The sequence below is a fragment of the Mesorhizobium sp. CO1-1-7 genome (assembly GCF_020164885.1).
Taxonomy (GTDB): domain Bacteria; phylum Pseudomonadota; class Alphaproteobacteria; order Rhizobiales; family Rhizobiaceae; genus Mesorhizobium; species Mesorhizobium australicum.
In genome coordinates, this window is sequence record NZ_JAIUHA010000003.1 from 1 (window position 1) to 17,047 (window position 17,047).

The 17,047-nt window shown below is 62.6% G+C and carries 13 protein-coding genes; 5 read left to right on the forward strand and 8 right to left on the reverse strand.

What is annotated here, in order from left to right; translation table 11 throughout:
• From LB516_RS06630 to LB516_RS06640, 3 genes are all read left to right on the forward strand, one after another.
• Nucleotides 1-2,139 (forward strand): DUF5801 repeats-in-toxin domain-containing protein (locus LB516_RS06630; RefSeq protein ID WP_224719193.1); only part of this gene is annotated, 2,139 nt, incomplete at its 5' end.
• 113 nt (nucleotides 2,140-2,252) lie between these two features.
• Nucleotides 2,253-3,968 (forward strand): type I secretion system permease/ATPase, encoded by a 1,716-nt coding sequence (locus LB516_RS06635; RefSeq protein WP_224719194.1) that lies wholly within the window; start codon nucleotides 2,253-2,255, stop codon nucleotides 3,966-3,968.
• Nucleotides 3,969-3,971: 3 nt separating this feature from the next.
• Nucleotides 3,972-5,498: an HlyD family type I secretion periplasmic adaptor subunit gene (locus LB516_RS06640; protein WP_224719195.1), complete on the forward strand. Its 1,527-nt coding sequence runs from the start codon at nucleotides 3,972-3,974 to the stop codon at nucleotides 5,496-5,498.
• Between the two features lie 94 nt (nucleotides 5,499-5,592).
• Here LB516_RS06640 and LB516_RS06645 read toward each other — a convergent pair whose 3' ends face one another.
• The 8 genes from LB516_RS06645 to LB516_RS06680 form a co-directional block, all read right to left on the reverse strand.
• Nucleotides 5,593-5,895 (reverse strand): DUF982 domain-containing protein, encoded by a 303-nt coding sequence (locus tag LB516_RS06645; protein ID WP_015317826.1) that lies wholly within the window; start codon nucleotides 5,893-5,895, stop codon nucleotides 5,593-5,595.
• Between the two features lie 117 nt (nucleotides 5,896-6,012).
• Nucleotides 6,013-6,996, reverse strand: a complete 984-nt coding sequence (locus LB516_RS06650) for an ABC transporter ATP-binding protein (protein ID WP_224719196.1) — start codon at nucleotides 6,994-6,996, stop codon at nucleotides 6,013-6,015.
• Nucleotides 6,997-7,004: 8 nt separating this feature from the next.
• Nucleotides 7,005-7,964, reverse strand: a complete 960-nt coding sequence (locus tag LB516_RS06655) for an ABC transporter ATP-binding protein (protein ID WP_224719197.1) — start codon at nucleotides 7,962-7,964, stop codon at nucleotides 7,005-7,007.
• Nucleotides 7,961-8,932: an ABC transporter permease gene (locus LB516_RS06660; protein ID WP_140717983.1), complete on the reverse strand. Its 972-nt coding sequence runs from the start codon at nucleotides 8,930-8,932 to the stop codon at nucleotides 7,961-7,963. The genes LB516_RS06655 and LB516_RS06660 overlap by 4 nt, the downstream gene beginning before the upstream one ends.
• Nucleotides 8,932-9,948, reverse strand: coding sequence for an ABC transporter permease (locus tag LB516_RS06665; RefSeq protein ID WP_224719198.1), 1,017 nt, complete (start codon nucleotides 9,946-9,948; stop codon nucleotides 8,932-8,934). The genes LB516_RS06660 and LB516_RS06665 overlap by 1 nt, the downstream gene beginning before the upstream one ends.
• 55 nt (nucleotides 9,949-10,003) lie before the next feature.
• Entirely contained in the window at nucleotides 10,004-11,665 is a 1,662-nt protein-coding gene (locus LB516_RS06670) for an ABC transporter substrate-binding protein (RefSeq protein ID WP_140616442.1), read from the reverse strand.
• An 18-nt stretch (nucleotides 11,666-11,683) separates the two neighbouring features.
• Nucleotides 11,684-12,589 (reverse strand): proline iminopeptidase-family hydrolase, encoded by a 906-nt coding sequence (locus LB516_RS06675; protein WP_224719199.1) that lies wholly within the window; start codon nucleotides 12,587-12,589, stop codon nucleotides 11,684-11,686.
• A gap of 39 nt (nucleotides 12,590-12,628) precedes the next feature.
• Nucleotides 12,629-14,143, reverse strand: coding sequence for a leucyl aminopeptidase (locus LB516_RS06680; RefSeq protein WP_224719200.1), 1,515 nt, complete (start codon nucleotides 14,141-14,143; stop codon nucleotides 12,629-12,631).
• A 258-nt stretch (nucleotides 14,144-14,401) separates the two neighbouring features.
• On the opposite strand from LB516_RS06680, the gene LB516_RS06685 reads away from it, so the two are divergent.
• Nucleotides 14,402-15,304 carry a LysR substrate-binding domain-containing protein gene (locus LB516_RS06685; RefSeq protein WP_224597519.1) on the forward strand — a complete coding sequence of 301 codons (903 nt, stop codon included), beginning with the start codon at nucleotides 14,402-14,404 and terminating at the stop codon, nucleotides 15,302-15,304.
• Nucleotides 15,305-15,556: 252 nt separating this feature from the next.
• Nucleotides 15,557-17,014 (forward strand): NCS1 family nucleobase:cation symporter-1, encoded by a 1,458-nt coding sequence (locus LB516_RS06690; RefSeq protein ID WP_140793586.1) that lies wholly within the window; start codon nucleotides 15,557-15,559, stop codon nucleotides 17,012-17,014.
• Nucleotides 17,015-17,047 lie beyond the last annotated feature (33 nt).

Sequence of the window (17,047 nt, forward strand, 5' to 3'; positions counted from 1 at the left end):
GGAGCGGTCACCTATGCGCTCGCCGTCACGGCCGGCTCGACCGGGTTGATCGACACTGCGACCAACCAGGAGGTCGTACTGTCGGTCACTGCCGGCGGCGTTGTCGAGGGCCGCACCTCCGGCACCAGCGACCTCGTCTTCACGGTATCCGTCGACGCCAGCGGCAACGTCACCCTCGACCAGATACGTGCCTTGGTCCACTCGGACTCCAACGACCCCAATGACAATGCCACGCTTTCCGCCGACAACCTGGTCAAGCTCACCGCAACCGTTACCGACAAGGACGGCGACCACCAGTCGGCAACGCTCAACATCGGCCAGAACCTCAACTTCCACGATGACGGGCCGAGCATATCGACGACCGGCACCGAGCCGACGCTAACCGTCGACGAGTCGAGCCTCGGCAGCAACGCCGCCGATTTCGCGGCTGTCTTTACCCCGCATGCCGGTGCGGATGGCGGTGCCATGAGCTACACGCTCGACATCAATCAGGTCACCAACGTCAGCGGCCTGACAGACACCTTGAGCGGCCTGTCGATTCTGCTCTTCGTCGAAAGCGGCGAGGTGGTTGGCCGCGCCGGATCGGCCGCGGGCGCCGTGGTATTCACGGTGAGCGTGGCCGCCGACGGCAACGTGACCCTCTACCAGGAACGTGCGGTCATACATTCGCCCGACTCCGGACCGGATCAGGCAACAACTTTGGCGGCTGATAATCTCGTCACTTTGACCGCCACCATCACCGATGGTGACGGCGATCAGGCATCGGACCATGTCAATATCGGGACCAGCCTCATCTTCAAGGACGACGCGCCAACGATCACCGCGCCGTTCGACGGCGACCCAGGCACCGCGGGTATCCAGAACGAGACCCTGGCCAACGCGCTGAATGCATCCGCCTCCGGAGCCTTCGGCTACGACATCGGCGCCGATGCGCACCCGACTGCGTTCTACGCCGGCGGCGGTTCCGACTTTGTCGACCAGAACGGCGCGCTTGCCGGCGTCCAGATCGGGCTGAGCGGCACGATCGTCGGCGGTGGCGGCGGCAATGTCCTCACCCCGGATGTGACGCTCGCATCGGAGACCGACACGACCGCAACATTCAACTTCAGCTTCACCTACGACAAGGATTCGGCTGCCGGGCTCCAGACCGGCACGGCGGGTGGCACCCTCGTCTTCGACAAGGTCAACGACACTTACGCCATCACCGTGACCGACCCACTCGAAGGCTTCACTTTCGACGTGATTCACACCAGCCAACTCCTGTCCAAGGAGCCCTTGAGCAATGCAGGCCACCCGCCGATCGTGGTGGAGAAGTTGCAGGCGGATGACCCGGGCACGGCGGCCGACGAAGACTTTTACGTGCAGTTCACCGGCAACCTGATCGACAGAAGCCATCCGTTCAGCCTGACGAATAATGGAGAGGGGTCTTCCGGCGACTCCACGTTCAACTCGCTGCCGACGGCCGGTACCCACGATATGGTCAGCAACAGCAATGAAACCTGGGTTTCTGCCACCCAGAGCACTAACGGTGTCGCCGGCGACACGATCCAGAAAGGCGAACTGCTTACCCTGCGGTTCTTCGACAGCAGTGTCGGCATCCAGACCGAGGCTACCGATCCGACCGCGACGGCCGGCGCGATGGCCATCAAGTTCGACGGCATCGGCAACAGCGAAGACCTGATGCTAATCCTCGACCTGACCGACGGCACAAACGAGATCACACGGGCCGTGTATGTCTCGAACTCCGACATCTTCAAGAAGGGTCAGGTGCCGGCCCCTTACAATGGCGAGTTCACACTCGACAACAATGACGGCCTCGTGATCATCGAGCAGAACGACTACAACGCGGCCGGCGAACATTACTCGCTGCAAGGCGTTCAGATCATGCAGTCCGGCAACGGCATCACCGGCCAGGCAATCGACTTGAACGGAGCGACCGGCGCTAGCGGTGGGAGCAACACGACCGCCAGTCTGGTCAACTTCGACCCCGTCGACAACGACGTGCTGAAGATCACGGATATCGGCTTCACCTCGACCGTGACGCAGACGCCGGACGCTCACCTCGACTTCGCTTTCCAGGTGGCGGACGCGGACGCCGATCACACAGCGATGCAGCACATCCTTGTCGACATCGCCTGACACCAGACCCGACGGGGGCGGCATCAGCTGTCCCCGTTTCACACCGGCCGGGTGCCGGCAAGCATCGAAGTGGGGTATCCGTGATGCAGCCAAGACCGCAATTCCAGGAGGTAATGCATCTGGCACGCCACCAGGTCCCCGCCCTCCTCCTCTTCAGCCTGGTCTCCAATCTTCTCCTGCTCGCCAGCACCGTTTACATGCTGCAAATCTACGACCGGGTACTGTCGAGCGGTTCCATCGACACATTGTTCTGGCTCACATTGGCCGTTGTCGGCGCCATCGCCGTCTACGGCATGCTGGAACACGCCCGCCGTATGATGCTGGGGCATATCAGCCAATGGCTGGACGACCAGCTCAGCGTTCCGGTGATCGAACGCGCCATGGACGCGCGGCTCGCCGGCAGCAGCCTCGAAGCCGGGCTGAAGGACGTAGCGGACCTGCGCGGTTTCATCGCCGGCGACGGCATCCTGACCTTTCTCGACGCGCCATGGACACCGGTCTTCCTGGCGTTCATGTGGTTGCTGCATCCCGCGCTGGGCGTGGTCGGTCTTGCCGGCGCCGTGCTTTTGTTCTGTGCTGCGCTCGCCAATGATTTCCTCACCCGCCGCAAGAGCCAGGAGGCCGCGGCCGGACTGCGCCGCAGCCAGACCGCCGTCGGGCAGTTCATCGACGGCGCCGAGACATTGCGCTCGCTCGGCATGTCCGAGCCGGCGCTGCGGCGCTGGGAGGAAAACCAGCAGTCGCTGATGGATATCCAGACCCGGCTCCTGCGGCGCACCACCGTCATCGGCAGCTTGTCGCGTTCGCTTCGCCTAGCGCTCCAAGTGGCGGTGCTCGGGCTCGGCGCCTATCTCGTCCTGCGTCGCGAGCTGACGCCAGGCTCGATGATTGCGGCCTCGATCCTGCTCAGCCGCGCGTTGGCGCCGATCGAGCGCTCTATCGGCGCCTGGCGCGGCCTAGTCAGCGCGCGAACCGCGCGCCGCAATCTCACGAAGCTTTTCGCCGACACCAGATCGATGCAAACGGTTGGCGTCACATTGCCCCGCCCACAAGGCAGGCTGAAGCTCGAGAACCTGCATTACTGCGCGCCGGGAACGTCCCAGGCGCTTGTCAATGCCATAAGCTTCGGCGTTGAGCCGGGCCAGACCTGCGGTGTGATCGGCCAGTCCGGTTCCGGCAAGACCACGCTCTGTCGTCTTATCGTCGGCGCGCTGCGGCCTTCGCTCGGCCATGTCAGGCTGGATGGCGCGGAGGTGTGCAACTGGCCTTCGGACGAACTTGGCATGCATCTCGGCTATCTGCCGCAGCAGGTCGAGCTGTTCCCAGGAACGATCGGCGAGAACATCGCGCGCCTGCGTGACGTCGACAGCGACGCGGTCATCGCCGCGGCGCAGCTTGCCGGCATCCATGATATGATCCTGCGGCTGCCGAACGGCTACCGGACCGAAGTGGGACCGCATGGCGCTCGCATTTCGCGCGGCCAGCGCCAGCGTGTCGCGTTGGCCCGGGCACTGTTCGGCGATCCGCAGCTGATCGTTCTCGACGAACCGAACACCGGCCTGGACGGTGAAGGCGAAGTGGCGCTGTTCAACGTGCTCCAGCAACTGAAGGAGCGGGGCCGCACCGTCATTCTCGTCAGCCACCAGACCAATCTCCTGCGCACCGCCGATCATGTCGTCTTCCTCCATGACGGATCGGTTTCGATGTTCGGCACGCGCGACGAGGTGCTCGGCGCGCTCGGCGGACCGCCCAGGCGCATTCCGGTTCCGGCGGCCTTGCGGGAAAAGCTTGTTGCCAACGCGGCAACGAAACTGAACGCAGCGGAGTGAGCCATGAGCGATCGATTTGGCGACTTCTCGACGACGCTGAACCGGCTGACGGACAGCTTGCACGAACTCACCGACAGGCTGACCGCCTCCGCCAACGACCTCAGCACAGCGGTATCGGTTTGGTTGGATGGGACCGACACGCCGTCTCGCATAATGTTGCTGGCGGTGGCTGGCGCGCTCTTCCTGCTCTTGATTGCGGGATTGCTCCGGCGACGCTCGCGCGCCTACCGTGCCAGCAGGCGCAATCTGAAGCTGCGGACGCGGCCGGCGCGAATGCTGGGCTACGCTTCGGCCATCCTTTTCGTAGGCGGCACCGCTGCTTGGTCAAGCGTCGCCCTGCTGGCGAGCGCTGTCGTTGCCAACGGCGTCGTCAGCCCCGAGGGTTATCGTAAGACCATCCAGCATCTGGAGGGCGGCATCATCGGCGCGATCCACGTCAAGGAGGGCGATAAAGTCAGCGTCGGCCAAGTGCTGATCGGCCTGAAGACGACCGATGCGCAAGGGCGATATGACGAGCTGGAGGGGCGCTATATTCGCCTGCTGGCGACCGAGGCGCGACTTGTTTCGGAGCTTGCCGGTCAGGACCGGATAACCTTCCCCAACGAGCTGACCTCGATCGACAGCGAGAGCGCGCGCAAGGTGGTCGCCGAAGAACAGGCGCTGCTCGACAGCCGCCTCGCAACCCGCCAAGGCCGCACACAGATCCTCAACAAACGCATCGCGCAGATCGAAGAGCAAAGCACGGGAGCGAGGGATGTCATGGCGGCCGAGGCCGAGCAACTCGGCCTGATCGACCAGGAGATCGCCTCCGCGCAGGAGATGTACAGGAAGGGCCTCGAACGCCTGCCGCGGATATTGGCGCTTCAGCGCTCCCAGGCCGACATTCGAGCCAACCAGGCATCGAACCGGGCGCAGATAGCGAAGAACGATCAGCAGATCGGCGAAACCCAGTTCCAACTCCTCAACCTGCGTCAGCAGGATAGCGAGAGCGCCAACGAGGATCTTGCCAAAGCGCGCACGGATCTCGCCGAATTGCGCAGCCAATTGCCTTCGCGCCAGGACGTGCTGGCGAGGACGGACATCGTCGCGCCAATCGCCGGAACGGTGATGAACCTGCGCGTAACAACGGAATCGGGCGTGATCTCCAGCGGTCAGGCGCTTCTCGACATCGTCCCGAACGAGGCCAATCTGATCATCGATTCCCGCATCAAGCCCACGGATATCGACGTGGTGCATCCGGACATGCCGGCCCGTGTGGTGCTGTCGGCCTATCCAACCAGACACCTGCCGCAAATCCATGGCCTGCTGACCTCGATTTCGGCTGACCGGATGACGGACGAGAGAACCGGAGAGCCTTATTTCCTTGCCAAGGTCAAGATCGACGCGGCCGATCTCAGGGATCTGCATGACATCCATCTATCGCCCGGCATGCCGGCGGAAGTCATGATCCTGACCGGCGAGCACACGCTGCTGGACTATATGTTGGCGCCGGTTCGCGATTCGCTCAATCGTGGGTTCAGGGAGAATTGAGAAGCGATACCCACCGACCTGCCCCGAGGGTCAAGCATAACCTCCATCGCGCCCGTAAGGGGCGCGATCCACCAAAGGCAAAGGGGCGTGGCGGCTATCGCCGCAGCGCGTGTATGCTCGCCATGCTGTCGCTGCCCATCGGCAGTGCCATGTCATCGTCGAGAAGCCGCGTGATCCGGGCAAATCCGGTGAACGCCTTTCTGGCTTCCTCCGCCGACATCTGTCCCGACAGGGCAGCCGAGCAGCAATTCAGCGCGCACTGATAAACTGGCCCACGTCGTCCCGTCGGCCATTTACGCAAGAAAACCATCGCCTCGGCAACACTATCCACTTCTTCTACAGGATGCCCCTGCCCGCGCGATATCCGCACGGGCGCAAAGAAATGCAGGTAGTCCATTGTTTCCTCCCGGTCGATCAAGATGCGCTCGATCGAACCTTATGAAACGCCCCGCCTGGCGATTTGTTCCATATGGAAACAGAATTTTTAAAAAATTCTGGATCGGAATGAGGTCGGTTATACCGTCGGGAAGTGGCAAGCCGTTTTGCGGCCGGATTGGTGCTCCCTCAGCTCCGGCCGTTCCGAACGGCAACGCTCAACCGCTATTGGGCATCGGGGATGGAAACGGCAACCGGAGGGCGGGTTGAGCGGGCTCGGTACGTCGCCTGTAAGGATAATACGCTTACGCGTCCCACTGGTCGTCTGCACGACGGGAACGGCCGAGATCAGGGCCTGGCTGTAAGGGTGGGCCGGGGCTGAAAACACCTCTTCCGCCGGCCCTTCCTCGACGATCGAGCCGAGATACATGACCGCGATGCGGGTCGAGACCTGACGCACCACGGACAGGTCGTGGGCGATGAAAACATAGGTGAGGTCCAACTTCTCCTGCAGATCGGCAAGCAGGTTGACGATCTGCGCCTGTACGGACACGTCGAGCGCGGAGACAGGTTCGTCGAGAACGACGAGATCGGGATTGAGGGCGATGGCGCGTGCAATGCCGACACGCTGGCGCTGCCCGCCCGAGAATTCATGGGGGAAGCGCATGACATGGTCCGGCAACAGTCCCACGAGGTCGAACAGTTCCGCGACGCGGCTGGCGATCTCGCGCGATGAAAGCCTGCCATGGATGCGCAGCGGTTCGGCCACCAGGTCGCCGACGCGCCGGCGCGGATTGAGCGAGGCCGACGGGTCCTGGAAGACCATTTGCAGGCGCCGCCGCAGCGGCCTCAGTTCAGACAGCGATTTCGAGGTGATGTCGTCGCCTTCGAACAGGAGCTTGCCGTCCGAAATGTCGTAGAGCCTGACCAGGCACCGCGCCAGCGTGGACTTGCCGCACCCGGACTCGCCGACCAATCCGACGGTTTCGCCGCGGCGCACTGTGAGGGAGACATTGTCGACCGCGTGGACGGTTCGCCTGCCCTCCGCGGAAAAACGGCTGCCGATCGAGAAGCGCTTGCCGAGCCCGCGCGTTTCGAGGATTGGACGGTCTTTGTCGATCATCGGTCCGATCATGTCTGGGCCACCCGGAAACAGGCCGCCGCGTGCGTGGCGGCGCCAAGCTCGGGCTTCTTGGTTAGGCAGGGCTCATACCCGACAGGGCAACGCGGACCGAAGGCGCAGCCTTGCGGCAATCGCAGCAGCGATGGCGGAGACCCGGGAATGGCCGGCAGGCGGCGGGGTTTGGCACCGGTCAGCGGCGGGATCGAACCAAGCAATGCACGCGTATAGGGGTGTCGCGGGTCGGAGAACAGCTCCGTGCGGCTGCCGCGTTCCACGATGCGGCCCGCATACATGACCATGACCCGGTCGGCGAGTTCGGAGACCACGCCCATGTCATGGGTGATGAAGACCACCGCCGATTTGTGCGTGGCGCGCAGCTTGCGCACCAGATCGAGAATGCCTGCCTGCACCGTGACGTCGAGCGCCGTGGTCGGCTCATCCGCCACCAGTAGCGCCGGGTTGCAGGACAGCGCCATCGCGATCACCGCCCGTTGGCGCATGCCGCCGGAGAGCTGGTGCGGATAGCGCGACATTGCTTCGTGCGGATTGGGGAAATTCACCTCCGCCAGAAGTTCCTCCACCCGCTCCATGGCCTTGGATTTGCTGATGTTGCGATGCGCGCGGATCTGTTCGGCGATCTGCCAGCCGATGGTGTAGACCGGCGTCAGCGCCGTCATCGGATCCTGGAAGATCATTGCGATCTCGTTGCCCCGCAGGTGCCTCAGTTCGCGCGGCGGCAGTCCGACCAACTCGCGACCCTTGTAGCGGATCGAGCCTTCGATGATGGCGTTGGGATCGGTGATAAGCCCCATCACCGCAAGCAGCGACACGGTCTTGCCGGAGCCGGACTCGCCGACGACACCGAGAATTTCGCTTTCCGCGAGGTCGAAGGAAACACCATCGATGGCCCCCACCAGGCCATCATCGGTCCGGAAGGATACACGGAGATCACGCACCGACAATATCATGATGTCCTCAGGCGCGGATCGAGAAGGATGTAGACGAAATCGACGACCGCGTTGGCGACCACCACGAACATGGAAGCGTACATCACCGTCGCCATGATCATTGGCAAATCGAGGTTCTGCAGTGCGTCATAGGTGAGCTTGCCGATGCCGTGCAGCCCGAACACCACTTCGGTCAGGAGGGCCGAGCCGCCCACCAGTGCGCCGAAGTCGAGACCGAACAAGGTGACGAAGGCGATGAGCGACGTGCGCAAGGCATGGCGCAGCAGGATGCGGGTCTCCGAAAGGCCCTTGGCGCGGGCCGTGCGGATATAGTCTTCCTGCAGGGATTCGATGATCGCCGCGCGCAAGACCCGCCCGTAAATGCCGATGTAGAGGATGGCGAGCGTGATCCAAGGTATGACCAGCGTCAGGAACCAGCCTTTCGGGTCGTCGGAAAAATTCTTGTAGCCAAGCGGCGGCACCCAGGAAAATGCCCAGCTGTCGTGATAGCGGCTCTGGGTGATCAGGTTCATCACCTCGCCCAGCCAGTAGACCGGCATGGAAATGCCGAGCAAGCCCAACGCCATCAGCAGCCTGTCCAGCCAACTGTCGCGTGTGGCGGCGGCGATGATGCCTATGCCGATGGAGACAACCACCCACAGGATCGCCGCCCCGAACACCAGCGAGAGCGTGACCGGTATGGAATCCATCACCGCCGGCACCACCTTCCAGCCGCGATTGACGAAGGAAGTCAGATCGCCCGTGACGAAGATCTTCTCCATCATGGTCACGTATTGCACGTAGAGCGGCCGGTCGAAGCCGAAGCTGTGGCGTACCGCCTCGAGCACTTCGGGCGATGCATTGCGGCCGGCGATACGGGCCGCCGGGTCGGCGCCCGGTGTGGCGAAGAAAATCAGGAAGACGATGACCGAGATGCCGAACATCACGAACAGCATCTGACCGAAACGGCGCAGGATGGCGTAGATCATCAGTCGCGCCCCAGCCGAACCTTCGAGCGCGGGTCGAGCGCGTCGCGCAGGCCGTCGCCGAAGACATTGAGGGTCATGACGGAAATCGCGATCGCCAGGCCTGGCACCAGCGCCACGAGTGGCCTGGTGTAAAGCAGCGCCTGCCCGTCCTGGATGATGGTTCCCCAGCTCGCCGCGGGCGGCTGGACGCCAATCGAGAGGAAGGAGAGCGCCGATTCGGTAAGCATGTTCAGCGCCATCATCAGCGGTATGAACACGATGAGGGTGGTGGTGATGTTGGGCAGGATGTCGCGCCACAATATCCGCCATCCCGGTACGCCCAGATTGATCGCGGCCAGCACGAACTCGCTGTGCCGCAGCGACAGAACCTGCCCCCGGATCGGACGCGCCACATAGGGTATATAGACGATCCCGATGATGATGACCGGCAACCACAGGCTGCCGGACTCGATCTCGATCGGTCCGATCGAGATGCCTTGCGAAATTGTGACAATGGAAAGCGAAATCGCCAGGAGATAGATCGGAAATGCCCAGAGCACATCCAGCAAGCGCGACAGAACCGTGTCGGTAACGCCGCCGAAATACCCCGCGATCAATCCCGCCGCCGTGCCGAGAATCAGGGTGAAGATGGTGGCGGCCCCGGAGATCAGCAGCGAGCTCAGCCCGCCATAGAGCATCCGGGCCATGACATCGCGCCCCTGGCTGTCGGCGCCGAGGAAATAGTTGCCGATCCGCCAGGTCGGGCCGAGCGGCGTGTAGCCAAGCCCGAGCCCCTCTGTCGATTGTTCCATCACCGGAACGTCGGCACCGTCGATCTGGATGACGGCGTCGAGCGTCGAGGCGAAAGGGTCTGTTCCTGCCCATTTCGCATAGAGAGGCGCACTGAGACAGGCAAGGACGATGACGAGGAACACGGCCAGGGACGCCATGGCGGCTTTGTTTCTTGCCAGCTTCGCAAACGCGACGGCCCAGGGCCCTCGCGTTTTGCGCGGCACGGCAGCGACTTGGTACGACACGGACGTGCCCTTCGCGGTTCGTTACTGCACCCAGGCCATTACTGTACCCAGGCCATTACTGTACCCACGACTGGGTGATCATCCAGTTGAACTGCCGGTTGAACTTGAAATTGCCGACGCGCTTGCTGACGAAGTCAAGCCGCTTCGGCGTAAAGAGGCCGACGGCCGGTGCCTTGTCCGTGACTTGCCTGTCGATTTCGGCCCACATTTTGTCGGCGGCTTTCTGGTCGGTCACACCGAGGTCCAATGCCTTCTGCATTTTGGCGTCGATATCCTTGTCGCAGAAGCCGGCGATGTTGATCGAAGCGTCCGAACCTTCACGGAAAGATGCGCAGCTGAACAGGATGTTCAGGAAGTCCGAAGCCGCGGGATAGTCCTTGTACCATTGGGTAACGGACATCTGCACTTTGTTGTTGGTGTTCTGGATGTAGGTGAACTGGATGTTCGACGAGATCGGCTTGACGTCGGCGACATAGCCGATGGTGGTCAGCACGCTCTGCAGATAGACGCCGATGGAGCGGGAAATGGCCGTGTCCTCGACGATGATGGTCACCTTCTGGCCCTTGGTGCCCGATTCCTCGACGAGCTGCTTTGCCTTGTCGAGGTCTGGCGCCGACCACTTGGCGCCGGGGTTCTTGGTGAAGGGGCAGTAGTCTTCGTGGCCGGGGAAATCCGGAGGCAGGACCTGACACACCGGCGAGGCCAGCACCTTGCCGCCAAACAGCTTGACCAGCGTGTTGCGGTCGACCGCGTAGGCAACGGCCTGGCGCGCCTTTTCATTGTCGAACGGCGCCAGCCGGTTGTTGAGCGGCGCATACCACCAGGCCGAGAGCGGCGAGATATGCAACTGGTCCATGGCCTTGGTACCGAGTTCGCCGAGACGATCGCTGGGCAGCGCGTCGAACATCCAGTCGGCTTCCCCGTTCTGGATCGCGGTGACGGCAGCTTCCTCGGAGAGGCCGAAATCATACTGGACGACATCAGGATAGCCGTCCGGCTGGGCGTCCTCGCTCCATTGCTTGAAATTGGGGTTGCGGGTCACCGTCATGCCCTTGTTGGGATCGAAGGCGGAGATCATGTAGGCGCCGGTGCTGGGGATGGGCTTGGAGCCCATGTCTTCCGCAGGCGTGTCCGCCGGCAGGACCACAGCATGCGGCAACGCAAGCTTGTAGAGGATCTCGGCGTCCGGCTTGGTGAGATTCAACGTAATGGTGCCTGCCGCTTCGTCGCCGACAACGCCGCCTTCCAGCGTGCAGCTCTTGGTTTCGGCAAGGCATTTGTCGGCGCCGACGATGCCGGCATAGAAGGTGCCGGAGGTCGGTCCGGAGACCTTGAAGATGCGCTGGAAGGAAGCAACGACGTCCTTCACGCCGAGATCCTTGCCGTCGGAGAACTTGATGCCCTTGCGCAGTTTGAAGGTGAAGGTCTTGCCGTCATTGGTCACCTCGGGCAGCGCCTCGGCCAGATCGGGGACGATGGTGAAGCCGTCCATGCCCTCGGCCTTGCGGAAGGCGACCAGCCCGTCATAGATCGGCTGATACATCTGCCAGCCCTGGTCGGTGTAATTGATGTGCGGATCGAGCGTTCCGGCGGCCGAGCGGGCCAGCAGGCGAATAGTGCCGCCGCGATGTTCCTTGAGGTATTCGGCCTGTGCCGGAGCCAGCCACGAGCCGGCCAGCAATGCCGCGGCTGACGCCGCCAAGAGCAGTTTCTTCATGTCGCAGTTCCCCTTTTTTCAGTTGTCGTTGTCGTCCAGGAAGTCTCCCACCACCCGCATGCATAGATCCTGCTCTTCGACATGCGGCATATGGCTGGAATGCTCGAATACCTGCCAGCGCGATCCCTCGATGCCGTCCTTGAACGGCTGCACGGTCGCGGGCGTGGCTTCGTCGTAACGGCCGGAAACGATCAGCGTCGGAACATCGACGGCAGGCAGCCGATCGATGATGCTCCAGTTCTTCAGCGTACCGATGACATGGAACTCGTTCGGCCCGTTCATGACGTTGTAAACGGTCGGATTGCGCACGACCTGGGCGAAGGTCTCGGTCACTTCGGCGGGGAACGGAACGATCCGGCAGACATGCCGCTCGTAAAACACCATCGTCGCTTGCTGGTAGTCCGGATGATCCGTCGTGCCAGCCTGTTCGTGCCGGGTCAGTGTCTCCTGTACGTCCATGGGCAGGTCGGCGCGCAGCCGGTTGGCCTCCTCTACCCAGAGCTTCATGGACGCCGGCGAGTTGGCGATGGTCAGCGACTTCAAGCCCTTCGGCCGCGTCACCCCATACTCGGCGCCCAACATGCCGCCCCAGCTCTGTCCGAGCACGTGGAAGCCGCCGCGGATGCCGAGATGGTCGACAAGGTTTTCAAGCTCATCGATGAACAGCCTGGGTGTCCAGAAATCGGCGCCTTTGTCCGGCAGCAAGGTGGAATTGCCGCAGCCCAGCTGGTCGTAGTGGATGACGGCGCGGCCTCTTCGGGCAAGAAGCTTGTAGGCATCGACGTAATTGTGGGCGGCTCCCGGCCCGCCATGCAAAATGACGATCGGAGCCTTGTCAGCATCGAGGTTACCGCTGACGCGATACCAGGTTTCGTAGTCGCCGAAATCGGCCCGCCCTTCCCTGGTGACGATCTCCGATGACATCCCGATCTCCTGAATGTTTGAAGGCATGCCGCTGGTCACCTAGTTTGCAACTCGGCTGGCGCGAACCCATTCTTCCAGCATCTGCACGCCGAATGCGGTAGCGCCTTCCCGGCCCAGGGGCTGATCCTTCTCGGTCAGTTCCTTGCCGGCGATGTCGAGATGCACCCAGGGGCGGTCTTCCGTGAAGTGTCGCAGGAACGCCGCCGCGTAAGGAGCGTCGCCGTCTTCCATGTCCTTGGCGTGATGTCGCAGGTCCGCGAACGGCGATTGCAGGCCCTCGTCATAAGCCCGGTCGAGCGGCAGCTGCCAGAACCGCTCGCCGACTATTTCTCCGGCCGCGATCATCCGCGAGGCGATGGCATCGTCGGTGCTGAAGAGACCGGCGAATACCGATCCAAGACCGCGCATCACCGAATAGGTCAAGGTGGCGAGGTCGACGATCACCGACGGATTGAAGCGCGAAGCGGCATAATAGAGGCAGTCGGCCAGGATCAGGCGGCCTTCCGCATCCGTGTCGAACACTTCCACGGTTTGCCCGGACGCTGTCGTGATGATGTCGCGCGGCTTGAGCGCGGTGCCTGACGGCATGTTCTCGGCAATGCCGAGCACACCGACGACGTGCACCAGGCTGCCTTGCCGGGCCAGGGCGATCAGCAGGCCGACCACGGCGGCCGCACCGCCCATGTCGGCCTTCATATCGAACATCTGCTCGCCGCGTTTAATGCAGAGACCGCCGGAATCAAAACAGACACCCTTGCCGACGAACGCCAGCGGCTGCGCAGGAGCACCCTTGCCGCGATAGCGCAGGACGGCGACCCGAGGCGGCCGCACCGAACCCGCCCCCACGGCCAGGATCGCGTTCATGCCGAATTCCCTGAGCTTCGCCGTATCGAGTATCTCGACGTCGATGCCGGCTTCGCGCAGAGGCTCCAGGTGATCGTGGAAATTGTCGGGATGGAGATGGTTCGGCGGCAGGTTGACCAGTGTGCGCGCATATTCGACGCCATCCGCGATGGCATTGATCCGCGCCAGCGCCGAATTCAGCTCCGGACCGCCGGCCCCGACCAGTTGCACCCGAAGGGTCCGATCGGCCCCCGCCCCTTGGCGCCGGTTGCGCATGTCGAAACGATAGCGCCGCAGCCGCATGCCAAGCGCGACTCTTGCCAGGATTTCCGCTCCCGGCAGACTTATGCCGGCAATGGGGTCCAGGACCAGGGTGGCCGCGCATTCCCCTTTGCCCTCCAGATGCGCGGCAAGCAGGCCGCCGGCACGCGCCAAGGAGAGTGCGGTGACGGCCTCAGCCTTGCCCATGGCCAGGACAATCACGCGCCGCGCCGATACCGCCTGGGGGGCGATGACATCGATACAGGCGCCGGATTCAGCCAAGGCAGCCGCATCGGCACAGGCCCGGGAGAGGATCCCGCCCATTTCGGTGTCCAGGGCCGTTGCCCGCGGGCCAAAGCCGGTTTGAGCGGCCTGCAAAATCACGACGACGGAGGTTTCAGCGGAAATCTCGTCCGCCGTTTCAAAGACCGGCACTGGCGATTGAGGCATAGGTAGGCGTTCTCCTCTTTGCGGGGCTTTGGCCCAGGCGCGGCTTGCAGTTTGCGCAAGGCTTCTCCCGCCACCGGTGGAAACCGGTCAAGCCGGCCGTCACCTCTGGTTGGATCGTGCCGAAGTCCCCAAATTGTCGTTCTTGAGACGACTTAATTGCTCTTGCCTCTTGGGTATCCCCGAACGGGTCAGGCGATCAAACGCCAATTTTGTCCATATCGATTGACAAAAACTCAACTGGCAATTCATGATCGGCCGATGGCCCTACCCTCACTCAATGGCATGCGCGCTTTCGAGGCCGCCGCCCGTCTCGGCAGCGTCAAGGACGCAGCCGAAGAGCTGCATCTGACACCCTCGGCTATCAGCCGTCACATCCGCGCACTCGAACGGAATCTCGGCCAGGAGCTGTTCGAGCGCGGCTTTCGGCAGATAACGCCGACCATTCGGGGCTCTTATTACGCACGCAGCCTCTCCGAAGCATTCGAAGCCATCTGGCGGGCCACCGACGATGTCAGTCTCGCCGGGCCCCCAAGCCACGGCAGGACCCAGCGTGTCCGGGTTTTGTGCGTCCCTGCTGTCCTGAACCTTTGGCTGGCGGACCGGCTGCCGAATTTTCGCCGACGGCATCCGTCCGTAGATCTGGAGATATCCACGTCCGGCAAGCGGGCCAATTTCGATTTGGCCATCGTCGACGAGTTCGTCTACAAGGCCGGCCCGGCTCTAACGCTGCTGATCCCGCTGGTCCTGACGCCGGTCTGTGCGCCCTCGCTGCTTGAAGGGCCGATGCCGCTGCGATCGCCCGCCGACCTGGTCAACCACCACCTGATCCACGAATGCGAGACCATGCGATGGAAGCGCTGGCTGGAGCAGGAAGGCGTGTTGGACACGACGCCGAAATCCAGCACGACGCTGGATGATTGTACGCTGATCATGCGCGAGGCGATCAATGGCGCTGGAATAGCGCTCGCCGACACGATGATGGCCCAGGATCTGCTGCAGCAGGGCAAACTGGTCGCCCCGTTCAGCGCCCGCCATACCTATCCGGCCGGCATCTACCTGCATCAGCGCCGCAGCATCGGAAACAAGCCGGGTACGGGCCTGTTTCAGGATTGGCTGCTTTCCGAAGTCGAGGACCACAAGCGGGTGATGGCCATCGCCTAGGCAGCCTTGCTTGCCGATAGGCGTCGGGAACGCGGATTTGTCCAGCTTGGAAGCCGTGGATCGAGAATTCGAATCGACAGGCAGGCCTGTTTCAAAAGCGGCTCACCATCACGGGCTCTCGATAATCGCGGTTCGCATTGAATATCTTTAAGGCCAAAGCCGGCAAATCGATTGCTTGCCGGTTCCCCAGCGTCAGGCGTAACCTCTGCGGTCAACGCGTGAGGGCGCGTGCTGCAAGAAGGGGACATTGCAATGACGATACAAGGCGCATCGCCTGACCTGTATAATGAAGACCTCGCTCCTGCCAAGGTTCGAAACTGGGGACCGTTTTCGATCTTCAACGTCTGGACGTCGGACGTCCATAGCCTGTGGGGCTACTACCTCGCCGCCAGCCTGTTTCTGTTCTGTGGCGGCTTCGTCAATTTCATCATCGCCATCGGCATCGGTTCGCTGATCATCTACGCACTGATGAACATGGTCGGTTATGCCGGTGTCAAGACCGGTGTGCCCTACCCCGTGCTCGCCCGCGCCTCCTTCGGCATCTGGGGCGCCAACATTCCGGCACTGGTGCGCGCCATCGTCGCCTGCTTCTGGTACGGCGCGCAGACAGCGGCCGCCTCAGGCGCCATCGTCGCATTGCTGATCCGCTCGCAATGGTTCGCCGATTTCAACGCCAATACCCATTTCCTTGGCCATTCCGGCCTGGAGGTGATCTGCTTCGTGATCATATGGGCACTGCAACTGCTGATCATCCAGCGCGGTATGGAAACGGTGCGCCGCTTCCAGGACTGGGCCGGCCCGGCGGTCTGGGTGATGATGCTGATCCTGGCCATCTATCTCTGCGTCAAATCAGGAACCTTCGCTTTCACCAGCGATATCCCAATGGATGTATTACTTGAAAAGACCAAGGATGCGGGCGTCCCTGGTACTCCAGGGTCTTGGACCGCACTGTTTGCCGTGGCGGCGATCTGGGTGACGTACTTCTCGGCGCTCTATCTAAACTTCTGCGATTTCGCCCGTTATGCCCCCGACCAGGCATCGCTGCGCAAGGGCAATATCTGGGGCCTGCCGATCAACCTGATCCTGTTCTCGCTGGTCGCCGGCGTCACCACCATCGCCGCCTACGACGTCTACCATGAGGTGCTGCTGCACCCCGACCAGATCTCGGCCAAGTTCGACAGCTGGTTCCTGGCCGCGCTCGCGGCGCTCACCTTCGCGGTGGCGACGCTCGGCATCAATGTCGTGGCCAACTTCGTCTCGCCGGCCTTCGACTTTTCCAATGTCTTTCCCCGCCAGATCGACTTCAAGAAAGGCGGCTACATCGCGGCCGTCATCGCGCTGGTGCTCTATCCCTTCGCACCGTGGGAAGGCAGTGCGGCTTCCTTCGTCAACGTCATCGGCGCAACGATGGGGCCGATCTTCGGCGTGATGATGGTCGATTACTATCTGATCCGCAAAGGTGAAGTCGACGTCGAGGCGCTGTATCGCGAGGACGGCGAGTTCCGCTTCCAGGGTGGCTGGCACGTCAATGCGTTCATCGCCGCCGGCATCGGCGCCATCTTCTCGTCGATCCTGCCCAACTTCACCAACTGGCTGCCGTCCTGGTGGGGCGTCTATGGCTGGTTCTTCGGCGTGGCGATTGCCGGCGTCATCTACTACGTGCTGCGCACCGCGGCCGTGAGCGCCAGCGCCAAGATGGCGAAAGCTTGATGAAACCATAGCGGGGCGGCCCCGAGCCGCCCC

Bases quoted from the DNA above. Each gene is read 5' to 3' on its own strand.
- LB516_RS06635 (WP_224719194.1), top strand. From the start codon at position 2,253: ATGCATCTGGCACGCCACCAGGTCCCCGCCCTCCTCCTCTTCAGCCTG.
- LB516_RS06640 (WP_224719195.1), top strand. From the start codon at position 3,972: ATGAGCGATCGATTTGGCGACTTCTCGACGACGCTGAACCGGCTGACG.
- LB516_RS06645 (WP_015317826.1), bottom strand. From the start codon at position 5,895: ATGGACTACCTGCATTTCTTTGCGCCCGTGCGGATATCGCGCGGGCAG.
- LB516_RS06650 (WP_224719196.1), bottom strand. From the start codon at position 6,996: ATGATCGACAAAGACCGTCCAATCCTCGAAACGCGCGGGCTCGGCAAG.
- LB516_RS06655 (WP_224719197.1), bottom strand. From the start codon at position 7,964: ATGATATTGTCGGTGCGTGATCTCCGTGTATCCTTCCGGACCGATGAT.
- LB516_RS06660 (WP_140717983.1), bottom strand. From the start codon at position 8,932: ATGATCTACGCCATCCTGCGCCGTTTCGGTCAGATGCTGTTCGTGATG.
- LB516_RS06670 (WP_140616442.1), bottom strand. From the start codon at position 11,665: ATGAAGAAACTGCTCTTGGCGGCGTCAGCCGCGGCATTGCTGGCCGGC.
- LB516_RS06675 (WP_224719199.1), bottom strand. From the start codon at position 12,589: ATGTCATCGGAGATCGTCACCAGGGAAGGGCGGGCCGATTTCGGCGAC.
- LB516_RS06680 (WP_224719200.1), bottom strand. From the start codon at position 14,143: ATGCCTCAATCGCCAGTGCCGGTCTTTGAAACGGCGGACGAGATTTCC.
- LB516_RS06685 (WP_224597519.1), top strand. From the start codon at position 14,402: ATGGCCCTACCCTCACTCAATGGCATGCGCGCTTTCGAGGCCGCCGCC.
- LB516_RS06690 (WP_140793586.1), top strand. From the start codon at position 15,557: ATGACGATACAAGGCGCATCGCCTGACCTGTATAATGAAGACCTCGCT.